Source organism: Microlunatus phosphovorus NM-1 (assembly GCF_000270245.1).
Lineage (GTDB): Bacteria > Actinomycetota > Actinomycetes > Propionibacteriales > Propionibacteriaceae > Microlunatus > Microlunatus phosphovorus.
Map to the genome: position 1 here is coordinate 3,629,260 of NC_015635.1, position 18,851 is coordinate 3,648,110.

Here is an 18,851-nt window from a genome sequence, read left to right on the forward strand (position 1 = left end):
CGGGTCTGGCGGGAGCCCGAGCTTGCGAGGGCGGATGGTAGCCAGCGCTCCTCTCCCGGTGGGTCCTCGCGAACCCGACCACCACCAATCGACGACACCGGGACCAAGATCAGCAGCCCAGCAGCCGAGTCGCCAGATACTCCGTGACTTTGTCCAGGCTGACCCGCTCCTGCGACATCGTGTCGCGCTCGCGGATCGTCACCGCATTGTCGTCCAACGTGTCGAAGTCGACCGTGACGCAGAACGGCGTACCGATCTCGTCCTGCCGGCGATAGCGGCGTCCGATCGCCTGGGCATCGTCGAAGTCGACGTTCCAGTGCTTGCGCAGCTCCTTGGCCAGGTCCTTCGCCTTGGGCGACAACGCCTCGTTCCGGGACAGCGGCAGCACGGCGACCTTGACCGGCGCCAGCCGCGGATCGAGCTTGAGCACGGTCCGCTTGTCCACCCCGCCCTTGGTGTTGGGCGCCTCGTCCTCGGTGTACGCCTCGATCAGGAACGCCATCAGCGAACGCGTCAGACCTGCGGCGGGCTCGATCACGTACGGCACGAAGCGGTTGTTGTTGGCCTGGTCGAAGAACGACAGGTCGGTGCCGGAGTGCTCGGAATGGGTCGTGAGGTCGAAGTCGGTCCGGTTGGCGATGCCCTCGAGCTCGCCCCACTCACTGCCGGCGAACTGGAAGCGGTATTCGATGTCGACGGTCCGCTTGGAGTAGTGCGACAGCTTCTCCTGCGCGTGCTCGTAGAGGCGCAGGTTGTCTCGGGAGATGCCCAGGTCGACGTACCAGTTGGTGCGCTCGTCGATCCAGTACTGGTGCCATTCCTCGTCGGTGCCGGGCACGACGAAGAACTCCATCTCCATCTGCTCGAACTCGCGGGTCCGGAAGATGAAGTTGCCCGGGGTGATCTCGTTGCGGAAGGACTTGCCGACCTGCCCGATGCCGAACGGCGGTTTCTTGCGCGAGACCTGGACGACGTTGCCGAAGTTGACGAAGATGCCCTGCGCGGTCTCCGGCCGCAGGTAGTGCAGCCCGGTCTCGTCCTCGATCACGCCGAGGAAGGTCTTCAGCAGGCCGTTGAACAGGCGCGGCTCGGTGTATTCCCCGCGAGTGCCACAGTTGGGGCACGGGATCTCGGTCAGCGCGATGGCGTCTGGATCGGGCAGTCCCTTGCGCTCGGCGAACTCCTCCTGCAGATGGTCCGCGCGATAGCGGCGGTGACACTTCAGGCATTCCACCAGCGGGTCGGCGAAGGCGGTCAGGTGGCCGGAGGCTTCCCAGACCTGCTTGGGCAGGATGATCGAGGAGTCGATGCCGACGACGTCGTCGCGGCCGGTGACGACGGATTTCCACCACTGCCGCTTGATGTTCTCCTTCAACTCCACGCCGAAGGGGCCGTAGTCCCAGGCCGACCGCGTGCCGCCGTAGATCTCGCCGGCGGGGAACACGAACCCCCGCCGCTTGCAGAGGCTGATGACGTTGTCGAGTCGGCTGGTCGCTGCCACGGGAACTTCGCTCCTGAGTATCTGTCCATCAACCCTCCCCGGCTGGGAGGGCGCGACGGTCCAGCCTAGCCGCCCAGATCTTGGTCCGCCGCCGAGTTCTTGACGCCGTGTGCTTGGTCACCCGAGGGATTCCTGGCGGGGCTAGCCTGGGCTCAACACAGTGGAGGGTCCACATGCGCACAGGGGCGGCAGCGGCCGGGAGTGCGATCTTCTTCGCCGTGACGCCAGGGGTGGTTGCCGGCGTGATCCCGTTCGCGCTGACCGGGTGGCACTCGCAGCCCCTATGGTGGCCGATCCGGCTCGTCGGCGCGGTGCTCACTGTCGCCGGCGCGATACTTCTGGTGCACGCCTTCGTACGCTTCGTCATCGAGGGCCGCGGCACGCCCGCGCCCGTGGCGCCGACCGAGCGGCTGGTGATCGGCGGTGCGTACCGTTACGTGCGCAACCCCATGTACGTCGCGGTCCTGGCCACCATCCTCGGGCAAGGTCTGGTGCTCGGCCGGCCAGTGTTGTTCGGGTACGCGCTGGTGGTGGCGATCGCGGTGGTCGGATTCGTCCTCGGCTACGAGCAGCCCACCCTGAGGGAGCGGTACGGCCAGGAGTATGAGGAATATCTGCGTGCGGTGCCCGGCTGGATCCCTCGGCTCACCCCGTGGCGGGGATCGTCATCGCCGAACTCCGATCAGCGTCGATAGACATCCCTGCGGTGGCCCAACGTGACGACCACGATGACGAGAAGCCCATCATCACAGGTGTAGATGATCCGGTAGTCGCCGACCCTGACCCGGTATGCGGGACGTCCGGCCAACCGGTGTGAGTTAGGTGGCCGGGGATCTGCTGCCAACAGTCCGATCGCCGCTTGGATCCGATCGCGATCGGCATGAGCGATCCTCCGCAAGGCGCGTATGGCAGCCGGCCGGACCTGAACCTCGTACGTCGGCATGGGCTCAGCTCCAGCCGAGATCCGCCTTGACCTGGGCCCACGGCAGATTCGGACCTTCCTCGGCCATCGCGGCATCAAAGGCAGCCACGTCGTTCGCCTCTTCCAGGGCATCCAGCGCCCGGTGATAGAACTCGGGACTTACCACCACCGCGACGACTCGACCGCGGCGCTCCAGGAGCACCGCCTCGGTCACGCTGCGCTCCACCACCCCGGGTAGCTGCGCTCGCGCCTCGGTCACGCTGATCGTCGACATACCTCAACTGTACGTTTGAACTCATGACTTGTACAGATGAAGAGCGGCAATGCACTGGCGAGCGGATCGAGAAGTAGTGTGCGGTCCCGAAATCGCAGTTTTTGGCACAGCAAACTACTTCTCGATCGCCTGATTCCCACCGAATTCGCCGCCCGAGTCGATGGGACCATGGATGCATGAGATTCGAATCATCGACCCAGATCGACGCGCCACCGGCGCGGGTGTTCGAGGTCTTCAGCGATGTGGAGCGCTGGCCGGAATGGACTGCCTCGGTGACGTCGGTCGAGCGGCTCGACACCGGTCCACTGCGAGTCGGCTCCAAAGCCCGGATCAGGCAGCCGAAGCTGCCCGCGGCGGTCTGGGAGGTCACCGAACTCGTCGACGGCAGCCACTTCATCTGGGTTGCCAAGGCCCCCGGTGTGACGACCGTCGGTGGACACTATGTCGAGGCATCCGGCGACGGGTCGCGAGCGATCTCCCGACTCGACCAGAACGGTCCCGGCGGCTGGTTGATCGGCACACTCACCAAGGGCCTGACGAATCGCTACCTGACCATGGAGACTGCGGGCTTGAAAGCCCAGGCCGAATCATCCACCTGAGACCGATGACCTCGTGATCGTCCCGGGCACCGCGCTCGCCCAGGCGATTCGTGACCCATCGCGACAAGCCCGGCTCTCCCGCCTGCTCCGGCAGCCTCCCAAGTCCTGACTCGAAGTCGCTCGGGTTTGAGGTTGTCGCTCCATCTCCAGATAGCGCGACAACACGGAACCCGAGCGACTTCTGACCTTGCTTACAAGCGAGGATCGACCGGCTCCGACTCGAGCGCCAGGACGGCGAAGACGCATTCGTGCACGCGCCAGAGCGGCTCGCCGCGAGCGACCCGATCCAGCGCCTCCAGGCCCAGCGCATACTCGCGCAGGGCCATCGACCGCTTGTGCCCCAGCCGGCGATCCCGCAGCCGGCTCAGGTTGGCGGGCTCGGTGTAGTCGGGACCGTAGATGATCCGCAGATACTCCCGGCCGCGGACCTTGAGCCCAGGCTGCAGCACACCCGACTTGGTCCGGACTAGGTTGGATAGCGGCTTGACCACCATCCCCTCGCCTCCGGCGTCGGTCAGCTCGGTCCACCAGTCGATCCCCGCCTGCAGGCTCGTCTCATCGGTCAGGTCGACCACCAGCCGGCGGGTCTGGGCGATCAGCTCCGGGTCGGCCTCGACCAGCCGATCGGCCAGACTCAGGTGCCACGAATGCGGCTGATCGTGGTAGGCCCGGCCCTCGCCGGCCAGCAGCTGGAACGGCGCCAGCCGTACCCCAGTCAGACCGTCGGTCGGCCAGCAATAACGCTGGTACGCCGCGCGGAACAGCTCCGCGTTGGCCAACCGGGACTCGGTGCGACCGAGCAGTTCGCCGACCCCGACCCCACGCGCTTGTGCCTGCGCCAGGGCCTCCACCGCCACAGGCAGAGCCGCACCAGCGGCGGCACCGACGGCGGCGTACTGGCTGCGCAGCAGATCTCCCGCCTTGGCACTCCACGGCAGCAGTTCCGCGTCGAACAACAGCCAGCCGGTGTCCAACTCGTCGAACAGACCGGCTCGTTCCGCCGCCGTACGCAGTCTCTCCACCAGCTCAGCGGTCAGTTCGGGTGAGAAGAAGGACCGTCCGGTACGCGTCCACACCGCACCCAGGGCATCATCGGGCGCGCCGAACCGAGCCCGGGCAGCCGCCAGATCGCGACAGACCAGCGCCACCGCCCGCGAGCCCATGTGCTTCTCTTCGCAGATCACCGCCGGTACGCCATCGGTTCGATAGGCATCGAACGCCTGCGCAGGATGCTCGAGCAGTCCAGGCTCGCTCGAAGTGGCGACTGGACTCATCGTGGGCGGCAGATAGATCAGCCACCGCGGATCGATGGCGAACCGGCTCATCACCTCCAGCGCAGCCGCGGCATTCTCGGCGCGGACTCCGATCCGGTCGAGATAGCCGGTGTGCAGCACCCGCGAGCCGGTCACATCGGTGAGATCCAACACCTCCGGATCACGCCCCGCTCCGATTGCCGCCGGAGCGCTGCTCGCCAACGGCCGGGCCGGCTCGTAGTAGACCTCGCCCGCGTCGACGGCCACCAGTTCGCGCTCCGGATAGCGCAGCGCGGTCAACCGGCCACCGAACACGCAGCCTGTGTCCAGACAGATGGTGTTGTTCACCCACTCCGCGTCCGGGGTCGGCGTGTGGCCATAGACGACCATCGCCGCACCTCGATAGTCCCGAGCCCAGGGCAACCGGACCGGGAGCCCGTACTCGTCGGTCTCCCCGGTGGTGTCGCCGTACAGACAGAAGGAGCGGACCCGGCCCGACGCCCGGCCCTGATATCGCTCGATCAGACCGGCATGGGCGACCACCAACTGGCCGTCATCCAGCACATAGTGGCTGATCAAGGAGTCCACGAACCGCTCCACCTCGGCCCGGAACTCCGGCGGCTCGGCATCGAGCTGAGCCAACGTCTCGGCCAGTCCGTGGCTGACCTGCACCTTCCGGCCGCGGAGGGCCCGCAGCAGCTTGGCCTCGTGGTTGCCGGAAACGCACAGCGCATCGCCGGCCGCGACCATGCCCATCGCCAGCCGAAGCACCCCGGGCGAGTCAGGACCCCGATCCACCAGATCACCGACGAAGATCACCCGCCGGTCCGGGTGGTGCGCCCCGATCGCCCGCCCTTGGCCGTCGCGCCCGATCACATAGCCCAGCTCGATCAGCAACGTCTCCAGCTCAGCCCGGCAGCCGTGTACGTCGCCGATCACATCGAACGGGCCATGATCGTCGCGCCGGTCGGTGTAGAGCCGGCTGCGAACGATCACCGACTGCTCGATCTCGGCCGGGTCGGTCAGCCGATGGACGGTTCGGAAACCCTCCTTCTCCAGGCCGCGCAGGCTACGCCGCAGCTGGTCATGCTGGCGCCGGATCACGTGCTCACCGAACGGCCGGTCGGCTCGACTCCGATTGCGGTCCCGGCACACCGCCGGCGGCACGTCCAGCACGATCGCCACCGGGAGCACATCGTGCTCCTTGGCCAGGGCGACCAGCGCCTTGCGCCCTTCCGGCTGCACATTGGTCGCGTCGACCACCGCCAGCCGGCCCTCACGCAGCCGGATCCCGACGATGGTGTGCAGCAGTTCGAAGGCGGGCTTGGTCGCCGCCTGATCGTTCTCGTCGTCGGCCACCAGTCCGCGGCAGACATCGGAGGAGACCACTTCGGTGGCCTTGAAGTGCCGCGCGGCGAAGGTGGACTTCCCCGACCCGGACACCCCGATCAGCACCACCAGGCTCAGTTCGGGAATCGCCAGTTGATGCGCTCTTTGCTCAGACATGGTCCTCACCTACCCCGACGTTGGGTGCGGCAGCGCGACTCAGAATCGCCATTTGGGTCGGCGAGCCCACCTCGGGATCGACCGGTCCGACGGGCAGCAGCCGGACCTCATACCCGTACGTCGCCGCGACCCGCTCCGACCAGGCAGCGAACTCGGCGCGGCCCCATTCGAAGCGGTGATCGCGATGCCGATACTCCCCCGCCGGCAAGGATTCGTAGCGCACGTTGTAGTCGGCATTGGGGGTGGTGACGATCACGGTGTCCGGTGCCGCCGTGCCGAACACACAGCGTTCCAGCGCAGGCAGCCGGGACTCGTCAAGGTGCTCGATCACCTCCATCAGGATCGCCGCATCCAGCTCGGCCAGCCGCTGATCGGCGTACGTCAGCGAGCCATGCAACAGCGAGATCCGAGCCTGTTGTCGTTCGTTCATCCGGTCCAGTCGGATCCGCCGGGCGGCGAATTCCAGGCTCCGCGAAGAGACATCGACCGCGGTCACGTGTTCGATCGAGCGGTCGGCCAGCAATGCCGGCAGTAGCGCTCCTTCACCGCAGCCGAGATCACCGACCCGACGTGCTCCCGAAGCATGCACCGCCGCGAGGACGGCGCCGCGGCGCTGCTCGGCGAGGCTCGGCATCCTTTCCGGCACCGGCTCCGTAACCTCGACGTCGTCGGGATCAAGATCGTCGACCTCGGCCAGCCGCCCGAGCGCGGTCCGAGTCAGCGAGCCACGGTGCCGCAGATAGCGCTTGGTGATCAGTGCCTTCTCCGGGTGCCCGGCCAGCCAACCCTCCCCGGCCCGGATCAGCTTGTCGATCTCGTCGGTGCTCACCCAGTAGTGCTTGGCGTCGTCGAGCACGGGCAGCAGCACGTACAGGTGGTTGAGCGCATCTGCCAACCGCAGCCGACCGGTCAACCGCAACGACAGATAGCGGGAGTCGCCCCATTCCGGCACGGTCGGATCGAGCGGGATCGGGGTGGCCGCCACGGTCCAGCCGAGCGGTTCGAAGATCCGCAACGCCAGTCCCACGCCACCCCGACACGGCAGCGCCGGCAAGACGATCTCCAGCTCCAGCGAGGTCGCGGCCAACTCCGGACGACTATCGCAGCGGCCCGTCATCGCCGTTCGAAAGACCTTGGTCAACGCGGTGCTGAGCAGCGACGACGCGGCGTACGGGCGGTCGTTGACATACTGCGCCAGTGATTGCGGCCCCGGTCGCGAGCGCGACCCACCGCGGACCAGACCGATCGGGTCGACCTCCAGCAACAAGGCAGCGGTGCAGCGTTCGGGGCTGGCTTCGGGATAGCAGACGTACGCCGTCCCGACCGACAACGCGAACGACTGCAGCTTGTCGGGATGCTTGTGCAGCAGGAATCCCAGGTCGGAAGCAGGCCCGAGCCCGGTAGCGCCGACGCTGATGGTGATGATCACAGCAGGGCCGGATCCTCGTACGCCGATGGCTCGTCGAACGCCTCCGACAGCAGTGGCACGACGACCAACTTGGACTCATAGCCCTGCAGCGCCCGCCGGTAGGATCCGACATCACGCCACCGGGTGACCAGCACCCACAGCTCCTCGTCGTCCAGATTGCGCTCCAAGTCCGCGGCCAGGAAACCCTTCCTGGCCTGGAACACCTCGAGCGCAGCAGCGGCGCGGTCGCGGAAGCCCTCGACGTCGTGGACACGGAAGCGGGTGATCACCAACACCCGCGACAGAGTACGGGGCCACCCTGGTCTGCGACGATGGAATTCCGGGTGAGCACGATGCGGCGTGCGGTCGTCATGGCACGTGTGGACCTCCCGTTCCGGTGCCGACGATCCTGAGGCGGCGGGTGTACGGAGCGGGGCCTGCGACCGTTGCCAGCAGCGTGGCGCTGAGCGGTCCCTGTCGCAGCGGCGCGAAGGTGACCGTGACCGCGAGGCGGCCGTCGGCCGGGATCACGGTCGAGACGGCGGGCCAACGGAAGCCGTTCGTCCTCGCCGATGGGATCGTGACCGAGACCCCATCATCCGGCGATGGATTGACGATGCTGACCGTCTTGGTCGCGGTGCGTCCGAGCGGCAGCCCCTTGAAGTCCAGCTCGGCAGGCTCGAACTCGATCAGCGGAGCACCGGACCCGAGCAACGGCACCTCGACGGGGTCACCGCCGGTCACGCTGACCACCAGGGTCTCCCGCCGGGGCCCAACACTGGTCGGCCGGAACCGGATCGGCATCCCCACCGACTCGCCGGCCTCGAGGGTCGTGTTCAGCGCGAACCGATGGAACACCGAACCCGACGGCGTACCGGGCGTGGTGATCTTCGCTCGGCCGGCACCGCGGTTGGTCAGCGTGATCGGGTCGGTGGCCCGGCCGCGGAGGGGTACGGACCCGAACGTGAGCGAGCCGGGCACCGCCACGATCGCCGGCCACGGACCGGTTCCGGCGCCGATGCCGATGACATTCACCTGCGTCTTCTCGCCGTCGACGGTCAACGTCAACGCTTCCCGGGCGGGCAGCACCGACACCGGAGTGAAGCGAATCGGGATGTCGATGAAGTCGCCCGGGGCCAGCCGAGTGGCACGGACCGGGAACCAGGCCAGCACCGACCCGCCTGGCGAACCGCTCACGGCGACGGTGGCAGCCGTCCGGCCGAGGTTGACCACGGTGCAGATCTCGGTCTCGCCGTGCCCGATCGGCACCTTCGCGAAGGTGACCGATTCGGGAAGCACGGCGATGTCCCTCGACGGGTACGCCACTGCGGTGAAGGTCCGGCCTTCGACGAACTGTCGGCCGGGGATCCCACAGATCCACGGGATCCGATTGCGGCGGTGGTCGGGGATGATGAAGCCGTCGGGGGTGATCGGATCGCTCAAGTTGGGGTCCGGAACGGCCACCTCGAAGTGGAGATGCTGCCCATGGGCACAGCCGACATCGCCTTCGATGCCCAGCGGGGCACCCGCGGCCACCGGGCCGTCGAGCACCAGTCCGGCCGCGGTGGCGCTGCCCTGGCGCAAGTGGGTGTACTTGGTCCATTCGCCGTTCGGATGCTCCAGCCACACGTGGTTGTTGTCACACGGGTTGCCATCCGGCCGGTTCTGGTTGAACTGGTCGACGAGCCTGCGGACGATTCCGTCTGCCGCGGCGGCGATCCGATAGACCCCGTCGTCTCGACCCATCCCGACCAGGTCGTAGCGGGTCGGCGGGTAGTGGGATCCGGCGTCGCCGTTCACCCGGACGCGGGTGCCGTTGACGTATGGAACGCGGTAGACACCACGCGCGCGTCGTGACGCTTGCGAGGTCATGAGATCGCATCCGGGGGGATGTTCTGGTTGATGTGGAAGGTGTTGTCCGGGTCATAGCGGCGCTTGACCTCGACCAGTCGGGCGAAGTTGTCGCGGTAGCTGGCGCGCACCCGGTCCAGGCCCTCGTCATCCATCATCATGTTGACATAGCCGCCGCCGACCGAATGCGGATGAAGGGCGTCGTGGTAGTCGCGGGCCCAGCTCGCCACCGACGCGAGCTTGGCCGGGTCCGGATCGACCCCGACGATCACCTGGGCATACTTCGCCTGCCGATGGGCGTACGCGGTCGCGCCAGCTGGCACGCGTCCGGCGGCACCGCTGACCGGATAGAGATGCATCGTCGACTGCGGCGACGGCAATTCGGTTCCGTGTTCCAGGTGCACCGCGATCGCCTCGTCGGTCAGCTCGTCGACGAAGTCGGTCCGCCAATACCACTGCAGCCCGGCCGGGAAGAGCGGATCGAAGATCGACTGCAGCGCCGGCCATGGCACCTCGCCGACCCCGTCCAGCAGCGGGTCGAGGTCTCGCAACGGCGCCAGCAGCTGTCTCGCCTCGGCCAGCGGACCATTGTGGCACCACATGATCGCCGCAACCGTGCGTCCGCGCAGGTCCGCCGGGAAGTCGTCCACGGCCGGCACGCTGAGAAACCCGAACCAGCCGTTCAAGCTCTCCGATGCGGAGTCGAGCAGCTCGTCCCAGGCCCGCAGCACCTCCGCGCCGCGGGCGGCATCGAAGAACATCGGTCCCGCGGCGACGGTTCGTACCGGATGGGCACCGAAGGTGAAGGAGGTGACGACCCCGAAGTTGCCACCGCCGCCGCGGACCGCCCAGAACAGGTCGGGGCGACGATCGGCATCGGCAGTGACCAGCGTGCCGTCGGACAAGACCACGTCGACGGCCAGCAGGGAGTCGATGGTGAGTCCGAACTGCCGGCTGAGGTAGCCGATGCCGCCGCCCAGGGTGAGACCGCCGACACCGGTGGAGGAGATGAAGCCACTCGGCACCGCCAGCCCGAACGGGTGCGTGGCGTGGTCGACGTCGCCCCAGACGGCTCCGCCGTCGACCCGCACCAGGCGTTCAGCTGGGTCGACGTGGACCGACCGCATCGGGGTGAGGTCGACGACCAGGGCGTCGTCCCACACCCCGAGACCGCCGGCGTTGTGGCCGCCGCCGCGGACGGCGATGGTGAGGTCGGCGGCACGTGCGGCCCTGACGGCGGCCATCACGTCCGCGGCGTCGACGCACCGGGCGACGAGTCGGGGGTACCGGTCGATCGCGCCGTTGTAGACCGCGCGGGCGGCGTCGTAGCCCGCGTCCCCGGGCTCGATCAACTCGCCGCGAAACCCCGGGATCTCGACCCGGGACGCGGCGTTCGGCGATGTGTGAGTGGTCAGGTCTGTCGTCATGTCCATGACGCTAGGAACCGACCGACCTCACCGGTATCGGGAGGGCACCCCCCAAGATGGCCCGGCGCCACCCAGGTTTTGGCCGGCCCGTGTCGATTCCGAGCCGGCGGGCGACGGCGGCAGCGTCCGCGCGCGAGGTGACGCCCAGCTTGCCGAACACCGCGCCGAGATGGTGCTCGACGGTCTTCGGCGAGAGTACAAGGCGCCGAGCGATGTCGGAGTTGGACATGCCCCGCTCCAGCAGCCGGAGCACCTCGAGCTGCCGGTCGGTCAAGCCCGCCGGATTGACGCGGGTGCTGCGCGCCCGTCCTCGCGGGACACTCGCCACACCGAGCTCGCGCAGCCGCGCCCGTGCGAACGGAAGCACCCCCACGGCACCGATCCGGTCCAGCAGCTCGATGGCGTCGGTGACATCGCCGGCATCGTCCGAGCCGAGCAACGCGAGCGCCTGCTGGTACGGCTCGCCGAGCATCGCCCAGACTGCGCCGGCCTCGCGTGCCCGACCCGCTACCGCGAGCGCGTACGGCTCGGCCAGCCGATCCGGCACGGCGTCGAGCACCCCGGCGCGCCAGCGCCACTCAGCCAGCTCACTGAACTCCCACGGCGTGCCGCGTCGCAGCGCCAGCCGGTACGTGTCGCGAGTCGCCTCGTCCATCGCTGCCCCGTCGCCGTGCAGCCATGCCCACTCGGCGCGGAGGCTCGCCATCGGCCGCAGCCGCTGCAGCTCGTCCGTCGCCTGGGCGACACGCCAGCCCTCGGCCAGCAGCGCGACCGGATCGTCGACATCACACCGTACGGCGATGGCCGCGCGCACGAACAATGACGGTGCACGATTGGCGTTGGGCGCCTGTTCCACCAACGTCGCCGCCAACGCCAGCTCGCCGCGCGCCAGCGCCAGCAGGGCGCGGGTGACCTGGAGATAGTCGATGTAGATCGACATCTCTCGCTCCCGGGCCAACGCCATCGCCTGCTCGACCAACTCCATCGCGTCGGGGATCCGGTGGTTGGTCATGCAGCGCCAGGTGGCGTTGGTGAGCGCGCGACATGCCGTGTCGTCGTGGCCGAGCGCAGCCGCATATCGGGCCGTCTGCTTCAACTGCTCCAACCCCGCGTCGAGATCGCGCTGAGCCACTGCGCTGGCGATGTTGACCTGGGCGTGGGTGAGGGTCTCGACGTCGCCGACCGCCTGCGCGATCACCGCTGCACGCTCGCCCTGTCGGATGGCCTCGTCGTCGCGCTGGGCGAGCATCGCGAGCTGGGACTGAATGCTGAGCGCCATGGCGAGCTCACGGCACGGGGGATCGTCTCCGATCGCAGCTACGAGCACCGCGACGGCCTCATCCGCCGCAGCCTCGGCACCGGCTCGGTCGCCATAGACCCACCGCACCCGCGCGAGCCAGCCCAGCGTGTGGCCGACCCGGCGCGGATCGCCCAGCTCACGCCGAATGGCCAGCGCACGTTCGCGAGCACGCACCGCAGGCTCCTGCCTCCCGGCCCGATACGACTCGGTCGAATAGTCCTCGAGCACATCGGCCAATACGCGCGGAGCCAGCATCGTCGCGTGCGCCAGCACCTGACCCAGCAGGTCGGCCGCTTCCCGGTGGGAGTTCGACGCGGCGGCGCTCGTCGCGGCGGCGAGACCGTGCCGGATCACCGCGGCCGCGTCGCCGGCCCGCCAGGCATGGTGGGCAAGTCGGGCATCGGGCGCATCGGCAGCAACCAGCTCGCGCAGCACCGCACGGTTGTGCTCGGTGCGTTGCTGCCCGGACAGCGACTCCTCGATGGCTCGCCGGGCGAGCTCGTGCCGGAAGCTGATGCCCTCGCGCGTGACGACCAGCAGTCCGTACCTCTCACCCGCCGCGACATCGGCGGCCCCTTCGAGGCATGCCTCGACCAGCCACTGCTCCGCCCGGCCGGGCACGACGCTCACCAACTCGGCTGTGGCTCGGGCGCCGGAGGGAAGCCGAGCGAACCGACCGAGCACCGATTCCCGGACGCTGGCCGGCACCCGGCTGGTCCCCGCCGTCAGCGCCTCGGTGACGAAGAACGGGTTGCCTCCGGTGACGCGGTGCACCGCTTCCGCGTCGACTCCGGGTGCCGCAAGTCGACGTACCGCGGCCAAGCTGAGCGGCGCCAGGCCGATCCGCCGGCAGTGCGAAGGTGGCGCGGCGGCCAAGGTGCGGTGCAGCGGGTGATCGGCGGGCAACTCGTCGTCGCGGAACGTCAACAGCAGCAGCAACCGCATTTCCGACACCCGCCGTGCGAGATAGGTCAGCACGTCCAGTGTCGCCTGGTCGGCCCAGTGGACGTCGTCGATGACACAGATGGTCGGTTCGCTCCGCAAGGCGTCGTACAGGGCTCGGCCGGGATGATCGCCCAGCTCGACACGATCACCGCGCGTGGCCAGGCCGTCGACGAGTTCGCGGACCGCACCCAGCGGGGGTGCGGCGGCGAGGTCGTCGCAACGGCCGAGCAGCACCCGGCGGTCCGAGTCCAATCCGGCGCAGTAAGCGCGGATCAGGCTGGTCTTTCCGATCCCGGCCTCCCCGTGCACGAGCACCAGCCGGCCACCGCCACGGTCCAAGACGTCCGTGGCCGCGGCGAGTTCGGATCTCGCGCCGGAGCGTTCCAGCAGACCCGGCTGATCCGTATCGACCATCCAGCCTCCCGCAGCCGATGCAACGCGGGGTTCTCCCCTGTCGGTGGCCCTTATCCGTTACTGCGGATTTGACAGTACCTCTGAATACCCCCGCAAAGCCTCCTACCGCAGTAGTAGACTTCTGCCATGCCTCGTGGAAACCCATCGCGCAAGCTTGCGATCAGCGTCGAATCTGGTGTCGCCCGGCAGGTGGAGACCGCGGCCGCCGAGGATGGCGTGAGCGTGTCCGCCTGGATGACCGAGGCCGCGCGTCGAGCGCTACGGATCCGCGATGGCCTCGCCGCCGTGGCTGAGTGGGAACGGGAGCACGGCGAACTCACCGATGAGGAGATGGCCGCCGCCCGAGCACGGATCGCCGGAGCTTCGACGTTGCGCGCCTCGGCGTAAACCGCGGTGCATGCCGAATGAGCACCGTGTACGACGCCGCCGCCCTGATCGCGGCCGAATCGAACAACCGACGCATCTGGGCCGAACACCGAGCCCGCCTTGAGTTGGGGATCGAGCCGATCACCACGGCGCCAGTCGTTGCTCAGGTCAGCCGGTCACCACGCGAGGTCCAACTTCGGCGATTTCTTCGTGGCTGCCGGCTGGTCGCCCTTACTCCCGACGACGCGCATCGGATCGGCATACTCCTCGCCGCGACCGGCACTTCCGATGTCATCGATGCCCACGTAGCGCTTGTCGCCTCGGACGAGCGGGCCGACATCTGGACGTCCGATCCCGAGGACCTACGCAGCCTGGCGCGGCACACCGATCACCCGGCAGGGATCCAGCAGGTCTGACCACCTGGCGGGAGGTCGTCGGCTACTGCTGTTCCAGCTCGACCAGGAACTCGACCTGGCCGGAGTCCTCGACCTTGACGAACCCGAGGTTCGGCGCCTGGATGCCCCAGTCGGCGAAGGTGACGTCGATCGAACCGGAGGCCCGGACCGAGTCGCCGGCCCGCACGACCTCGATGGTGGCGGTCACGGGACGGGACGCACCGGCCAGTTCCAGGTTCCCGGTGGCCTTGACCTTGACCGCTTTGGCACCGATCTCGGGCAGCTCGACAGGCTTGGTCAGCGTGAAGGTCGCCGTGGGGTGCTCGTCGGTTTGCATCGCGTTCGAACGGAAGTAGGTGTCTCGTCGGTCCGTGTCGGTGGCTACCGAGGCGACATCCACCTCGATCTCAGCAGCGGTGAGCTCGTTGCCGGCGATCTCGATCGTGCCGCTCACCTTGTCGGTCCGGCCGACCACCGTGACGTCTTGTCCGTTGAGCACCTCATCCACCCGGTAGCCGGCCTCCGACCCGTCGGAGACCTCCCAGGTTCCGTCGTCGTCACTGGCCGCGCTCGCGCTCGGAGTGTCGGCCGCACTCGGCGATCCTGAGGCATCGGCACTGCCGGTTGGTGAGGCCGTCGGTGAACTGGTCACCGAGAGCGGCGGCGGCGCCGCGGATTGGGTCCGCGCATAGATGATCGGGCCGATGATCGCGGCCAGGATCACGACGACGACGCCGGACAGGACAGCGATCAGGATGCGCTTCTTCTTGGACGGGGGCACCGAAACTCCTCGGGGGTGGGCGACGGCTGGTCACCAGAGCGGGGAGGGAAGGGGGGTCTTCGTCCTCAATGGTTGATCGTTCATCTATTTACTTTTCACTCGACACCAACGGCTTGCCTTGTCCACCGGTTCCCCATGTGACGCACGCCACGGCGTCAGTTGTCACTCGTTGCTCGGCCACTCGCGACGGGACCCACTACATCAACCTTCATCTCGCCGATACACCGACGTAACGACCGCCTCCTACGTTCGACGTCAACCAAGCACCGATGCCGAGGCATCGAGAGGAACAGACCAGCACCAACGTCACCAGCCAGCCGAGAACGAGCCAGCCGAGAGTGAGGCGGAATGTTCGAGTACGTGGATCCGTTCGTCGGCTCCGGCGCGTCCGATCTGCCTTCTCCGCACGGGCTGGCCGCAACCTGGTGGTCGCCGAAACCCCAGATCGGCAACACCCACCCGAGCGCGACGTACCCCTTCGGGATGGTGTCGGCCGGTGCCTACTCGGGGGCCTATCCGACTGGCTACGGCCTGTACGAGCTGAACACCGAAGGCGTGCCACCGCGCATGTACGAGGAGCTGATCGCCTCCGGGTTCACCCACTTTCACCAATCAGGCACCGGGGCGATCCGCAAGTACTACAACTACTTCCGCGTGACGCCGATGCTGGAGCCGCTCGACGCCCTGGGCAGCACCTGGCAACTGCTCGACGAGGTCGCCGAGCCCGGCTACTACGCGGCCACGCTGTCCTCGGGGATCCGCTGCGAGGTGACCGTCGGCCCACGCAGCGCGGTGCACCGCTACACCTTTCCCGAGCATCACGACGCCCGGATCGTCATCGACCTGTCCCTCGGTGGCCTGCAGATCCCGTACGGCGCCACAGTCCCGCTGCGGGCATTGCTCGAGACGGTCGGACCGGGGGCGGCTCAGGCCGAGGTGGTGCTCGAGGGCGCACCCCTCGCGGTCCGGATGGAATGCGACAGCCCGGGCTTCCACCAACTGCTCTGGTACGACCGGCGGCTGGTCCCGGGCGGCACCCGGCTCGACTTCGACCGCATCCGACCCACCACATTGCGTCCGTTCGGCCTGATGTGGCGTGGTCCGACCCAAGCCGGCCAGGTCGTGGAGCTACGGTTCGGTTTCTCCCTCCGTGGTGTCGGGCAGGCGACCGAGAATCTCCGCACCGACTGCGGCACCGGGGCGTACCGCTTCGACGCCCGCCGGTCCGACACCGCCGCCGTCTGGCGAGAACATCTCGACACGGTCGCCGTCGACACCGGCTCCGACAGTCGGCGGAGAGTTTTCTCGACCGCGCTCTACCACTCGCTGATCAAGCCCTGCTTTGCCTCCGGCGAGAGCCCGTTCTGGCCGTCGGACGGGCCCTTCGTGTTCGACATCTGCACGATGTGGGACATCTACCGGACTCAGCTACCGCTGATCACCGCGCTCTTCCCGGAGCGCGCCGTCGAACTGGCCAACGCCTTGCTCAGCATCTGCGAGGAGGAGGGCAATCTCCCGATCGGCTATCGGATGGCCAAAGGGGCAGATCGGTTCTCTCGCCAGGGCAGCGCGCTCGCGCACACGTTCCTCGCCGATCTCTGTCAGCTGGGGATGCCTGGCATCGACTGGGAGTGGGCCCTCTGCCACCTCGATGCCGACCTCCGCCGGTCGTACGGCGAGGAGTACCTGCTGCACGGGATCACGCACCCGGTGACCCACACCTTGGATCTCTCCGTCGGCTATCGCAGCACCGCGGTGGTCGCCCGCCACCTCGGCGACAACCGGCATGCCGAACAGCTCGAAGCTCTGGCGACTCGCTGGGTGAATGCGTACGACCCGGCGACCGGACTCTTGGTCGACTCGACCTTCTACGAGGGCGGTCGCTGGAACTACTCCTTCCGTCTGCTGCCCGACATGGCGACCCGGATCGGGCTGGCCGGCGGGGATGAGCGCTTCGTGTCCTTGCTGGACGCGTTCTTCGGGTACGGCGCCGATCCGGTCAAGCCGCCCGGTGAGCGGCCCGGACTCGAGGAGCTGGCCGCAGGCTCGGCCCTCAACCGGTTCGAGGGACTCAACAACGAGCCGGACCTGGAAGCACCGTGGGCCTATCACTACGCCGGTCGGCCGGACCGGACCGCAGAAGTCGTGCACGCCGCAGTCAACAACCAGTTCGGTCTGGGTCGCGGCGGGCTTCCCGGCAACGACGACTCCGGCGGCCTCAGTTCCTGGTATGTGTGGGCCAGCCTCGGCCTGTTCCCGATCGCCGGCCAGAGCCGCTATCTGCTCAACGCCCCCTCCTTCTCCGAGGCACGGCTGACGATCGGCGGCCGAGATCTGGAGATCGAGACGATCGGCTTCGTCGAGCCCGAACCGGAGGGTCCGGCCTCCTACGTCCAGTCGGCGAGCTTTAACGGCCAGCCGCTGGCCCGGTCCTGGCTGTCCGCCCAAGAGCTGCACGCCGGTGGCCGGCTGGTCGTCACCCTCGGCCCCGAGCCCAGCGGCTGGGGTCACGACCACCGACCCGACGCCCTTCGATCCAACACCCGTCAAGCCAGCCCCGAGATGTTGTCCAGCACCGCCCTCTGAGTGGAGGTAACACCATGAAGCACCAGACCCCCCGTCGACTCGTCATCGTCGTCCGCGCCGACCCGGTGATCTGTGGTCACTCCGGTGAGGCACGCAACCTGGCGGAGGCCGCCCTGGCCCGCGGCTTCACCGAGGTGCGCATCATCAGCTGGCCGATCCCCAAGCTGATCGAGTCGGGCCTGCCGCTGAAGCCGTTGGACGGCATCGCGCCCTACAGCGACGGCATCATCGTCGAGCGGCCCGAGCCGGTCGGTGACTACAAGGTGCCCGACGGACGCTATCTCGCCGGCCTGACCGGACGTCTGGTCGAGCTCTTCACCGACGGCGTACCAACGCTGGCGATGTCGCTCTATCTCAGCCCGCACACGGTGGCAGTCACCGATGCCGTCCGCGCAGCCGAGGCGACCGGGCTGCCGGTGAACGTCACGACCATCGCCGAGGCCGTCGGTTCCGACATCACCAACGTGGTGCGCTCCTGCGTCGAGGAGAACCGCTTCGGCGCGGCCGCGCATGTGCTGTCGTCATACCTGAGCTCAGACGTACCGGTGGCCGTGTCGGAGTACACCCGGCAGTTGATCATCGAGTCGGCCGCCGCCATCGACGCCCGGCACGGCACCCGCTTCGCCATGCAGTGCGCCGAGCGGGTCGACATCTCCTATCCGGCGATCGACACCACCGAGTTCCTCGATCCCGACCCGATCGAGGTGGAGGCGACGCTCGCCCGGCGCGGACTGCGGACCGGCGAGTATGTGCTGTTCTTGTCCCGATTGGCGCGCGCCAAGGGAGTGGACGATCTGATCGACGGTTTCGCGGCCAGCCAGCAGTGCGCGGGCCTCCGACTGGTGATCGCCGGCAACGGTCCCGAGGCTCGCCTGCTGCAGGAGTACGCCGCTGATTCCCCAGCGGCAGACCGGATCAGCTTCCTCGACGATGTGACTGACGCCGAGCGGTCGCCGCTGATGGCCGGCTGCGCGGCGTTTGTGCTGCCGACCAAGCCGCGACCGGAGTTCACCGAGACCTTCGGCATCGCCCTGGTGGAGAAGATGCTGTCCGGCGGCGGACCCGTCATCACCACCGAGACCGGCGGCGTCGGCGAGGCGGTCGGCGACACGGCCCTGATCGTGCCGACCGACGCTCCCGACGCGATCGCGGCCGCCCTGGACACCGCGATGCTGATGTCTGAGGGCGAGCGCCAGGAACTGGCTCGGCGGGCACGTGACTACGCGATGCAGTTCGACCGGGCATTCGTCCTGGACCGACTGCTCTGTCGTGTGGAGCAGCCGAGGCTGGCAGAGATCACCGCTGCCTGAATCAGGACGCGCC

General features: G+C 68.1%; 16 protein-coding genes. 6 read left to right on the plus strand and 10 right to left on the minus strand.

Going from position 1 to position 18,851, the window contains the following annotated elements; translation table 11 throughout:
* Positions 1-109: 109 nt before the first annotated feature.
* Positions 110-1,501 (minus strand): glycine--tRNA ligase, encoded by a 1,392-nt coding sequence (locus MLP_RS16280; RefSeq protein WP_013864246.1) that lies wholly within the window; start codon positions 1,499-1,501, stop codon positions 110-112.
* A gap of 173 nt (positions 1,502-1,674) precedes the next feature.
* On the opposite strand from MLP_RS16280, the gene MLP_RS16285 reads away from it, so the two are divergent.
* Positions 1,675-2,196: a methyltransferase family protein gene (locus tag MLP_RS16285; RefSeq protein ID WP_013864247.1), complete on the plus strand. Its 522-nt coding sequence runs from the start codon at positions 1,675-1,677 to the stop codon at positions 2,194-2,196.
* On the opposite strand, the gene MLP_RS16290 is transcribed toward MLP_RS16285, so the two are convergent.
* Together MLP_RS16290 and MLP_RS16295 are read right to left on the minus strand one after the other, a co-directional pair.
* Positions 2,184-2,444, minus strand: a complete 261-nt coding sequence (locus MLP_RS16290) for a type II toxin-antitoxin system RelE family toxin (protein ID WP_013864248.1) — start codon at positions 2,442-2,444, stop codon at positions 2,184-2,186. The genes MLP_RS16285 and MLP_RS16290 overlap by 13 nt on opposite strands.
* Positions 2,445-2,448: 4 nt before the next feature.
* Positions 2,449-2,697 (minus strand): type II toxin-antitoxin system prevent-host-death family antitoxin, encoded by a 249-nt coding sequence (locus MLP_RS16295; RefSeq protein WP_013864249.1) that lies wholly within the window; start codon positions 2,695-2,697, stop codon positions 2,449-2,451.
* A gap of 176 nt (positions 2,698-2,873) precedes the next feature.
* On the opposite strand from MLP_RS16295, the gene MLP_RS16300 reads away from it, so the two are divergent.
* Positions 2,874-3,296 (plus strand): SRPBCC family protein, encoded by a 423-nt coding sequence (locus MLP_RS16300; RefSeq protein ID WP_013864250.1) that lies wholly within the window; start codon positions 2,874-2,876, stop codon positions 3,294-3,296.
* A 191-nt stretch (positions 3,297-3,487) separates the two neighbouring features.
* Here the strand turns inward: MLP_RS16300 and MLP_RS16305 are convergent, their stop codons facing one another.
* The 6 genes from MLP_RS16305 to MLP_RS16330 form a co-directional block, all read right to left on the minus strand.
* Positions 3,488-6,055 (minus strand): polynucleotide kinase-phosphatase, encoded by a 2,568-nt coding sequence (locus MLP_RS16305; RefSeq protein ID WP_041790158.1) that lies wholly within the window; start codon positions 6,053-6,055, stop codon positions 3,488-3,490.
* Entirely contained in the window at positions 6,048-7,484 is a 1,437-nt protein-coding gene (locus MLP_RS16310; protein ID WP_013864252.1) for a 3' terminal RNA ribose 2'-O-methyltransferase Hen1, read from the minus strand. The genes MLP_RS16305 and MLP_RS16310 overlap by 8 nt, the downstream gene beginning before the upstream one ends.
* Positions 7,481-7,759 (minus strand): antibiotic biosynthesis monooxygenase family protein, encoded by a 279-nt coding sequence (locus MLP_RS16315; RefSeq protein WP_013864253.1) that lies wholly within the window; start codon positions 7,757-7,759, stop codon positions 7,481-7,483. The genes MLP_RS16310 and MLP_RS16315 overlap by 4 nt, the downstream gene beginning before the upstream one ends.
* 73 nt (positions 7,760-7,832) lie before the next feature.
* A complete protein-coding gene (locus MLP_RS16320) occupies positions 7,833-9,335 on the minus strand; it encodes a choice-of-anchor D domain-containing protein (protein WP_013864254.1) in 1,503 nt (500 codons plus the stop codon).
* Complete coding sequence (locus MLP_RS16325; protein WP_197536424.1) at positions 9,332-10,741, minus strand: FAD-binding oxidoreductase; 1,410 nt, start codon at positions 10,739-10,741, stop codon at positions 9,332-9,334. The genes MLP_RS16320 and MLP_RS16325 overlap by 4 nt, the downstream gene beginning before the upstream one ends.
* A 10-nt stretch (positions 10,742-10,751) precedes the next feature.
* A complete protein-coding gene (locus MLP_RS16330; RefSeq protein WP_013864256.1) occupies positions 10,752-13,400 on the minus strand; it encodes a helix-turn-helix transcriptional regulator in 2,649 nt (882 codons plus the stop codon).
* Positions 13,401-13,526: 126 nt separating this feature from the next.
* Between MLP_RS16330 and MLP_RS16335 the strand changes: the two genes are divergently transcribed.
* On the plus strand, positions 13,527-13,787 hold the full coding sequence (locus MLP_RS16335; protein WP_013864257.1) for a hypothetical protein: 261 nt from the start codon (positions 13,527-13,529) through the stop codon (positions 13,785-13,787).
* Between the two features lie 17 nt (positions 13,788-13,804).
* On the plus strand, positions 13,805-14,182 hold the full coding sequence (locus MLP_RS16340; protein ID WP_013864258.1) for a hypothetical protein: 378 nt from the start codon (positions 13,805-13,807) through the stop codon (positions 14,180-14,182).
* A 22-nt stretch (positions 14,183-14,204) separates the two neighbouring features.
* Here MLP_RS16340 and MLP_RS16345 read toward each other — a convergent pair whose 3' ends face one another.
* Positions 14,205-14,942 (minus strand): YceI family protein, encoded by a 738-nt coding sequence (locus MLP_RS16345; RefSeq protein ID WP_013864259.1) that lies wholly within the window; start codon positions 14,940-14,942, stop codon positions 14,205-14,207.
* Positions 14,943-15,290: 348 nt separating this feature from the next.
* Here MLP_RS16345 and MLP_RS16350 point away from each other — a divergent pair, with 348 nt between their 5' ends.
* A complete protein-coding gene (locus MLP_RS16350) occupies positions 15,291-17,528 on the plus strand; it encodes a glycoside hydrolase domain-containing protein (RefSeq protein WP_013864260.1) in 2,238 nt (745 codons plus the stop codon).
* Between the two features lie 14 nt (positions 17,529-17,542).
* On the plus strand, positions 17,543-18,838 hold the full coding sequence (locus tag MLP_RS16355) for a glycosyltransferase family 4 protein (RefSeq protein WP_013864261.1): 1,296 nt from the start codon (positions 17,543-17,545) through the stop codon (positions 18,836-18,838).
* Positions 18,839-18,851: the final 13 nt, after the last annotated feature.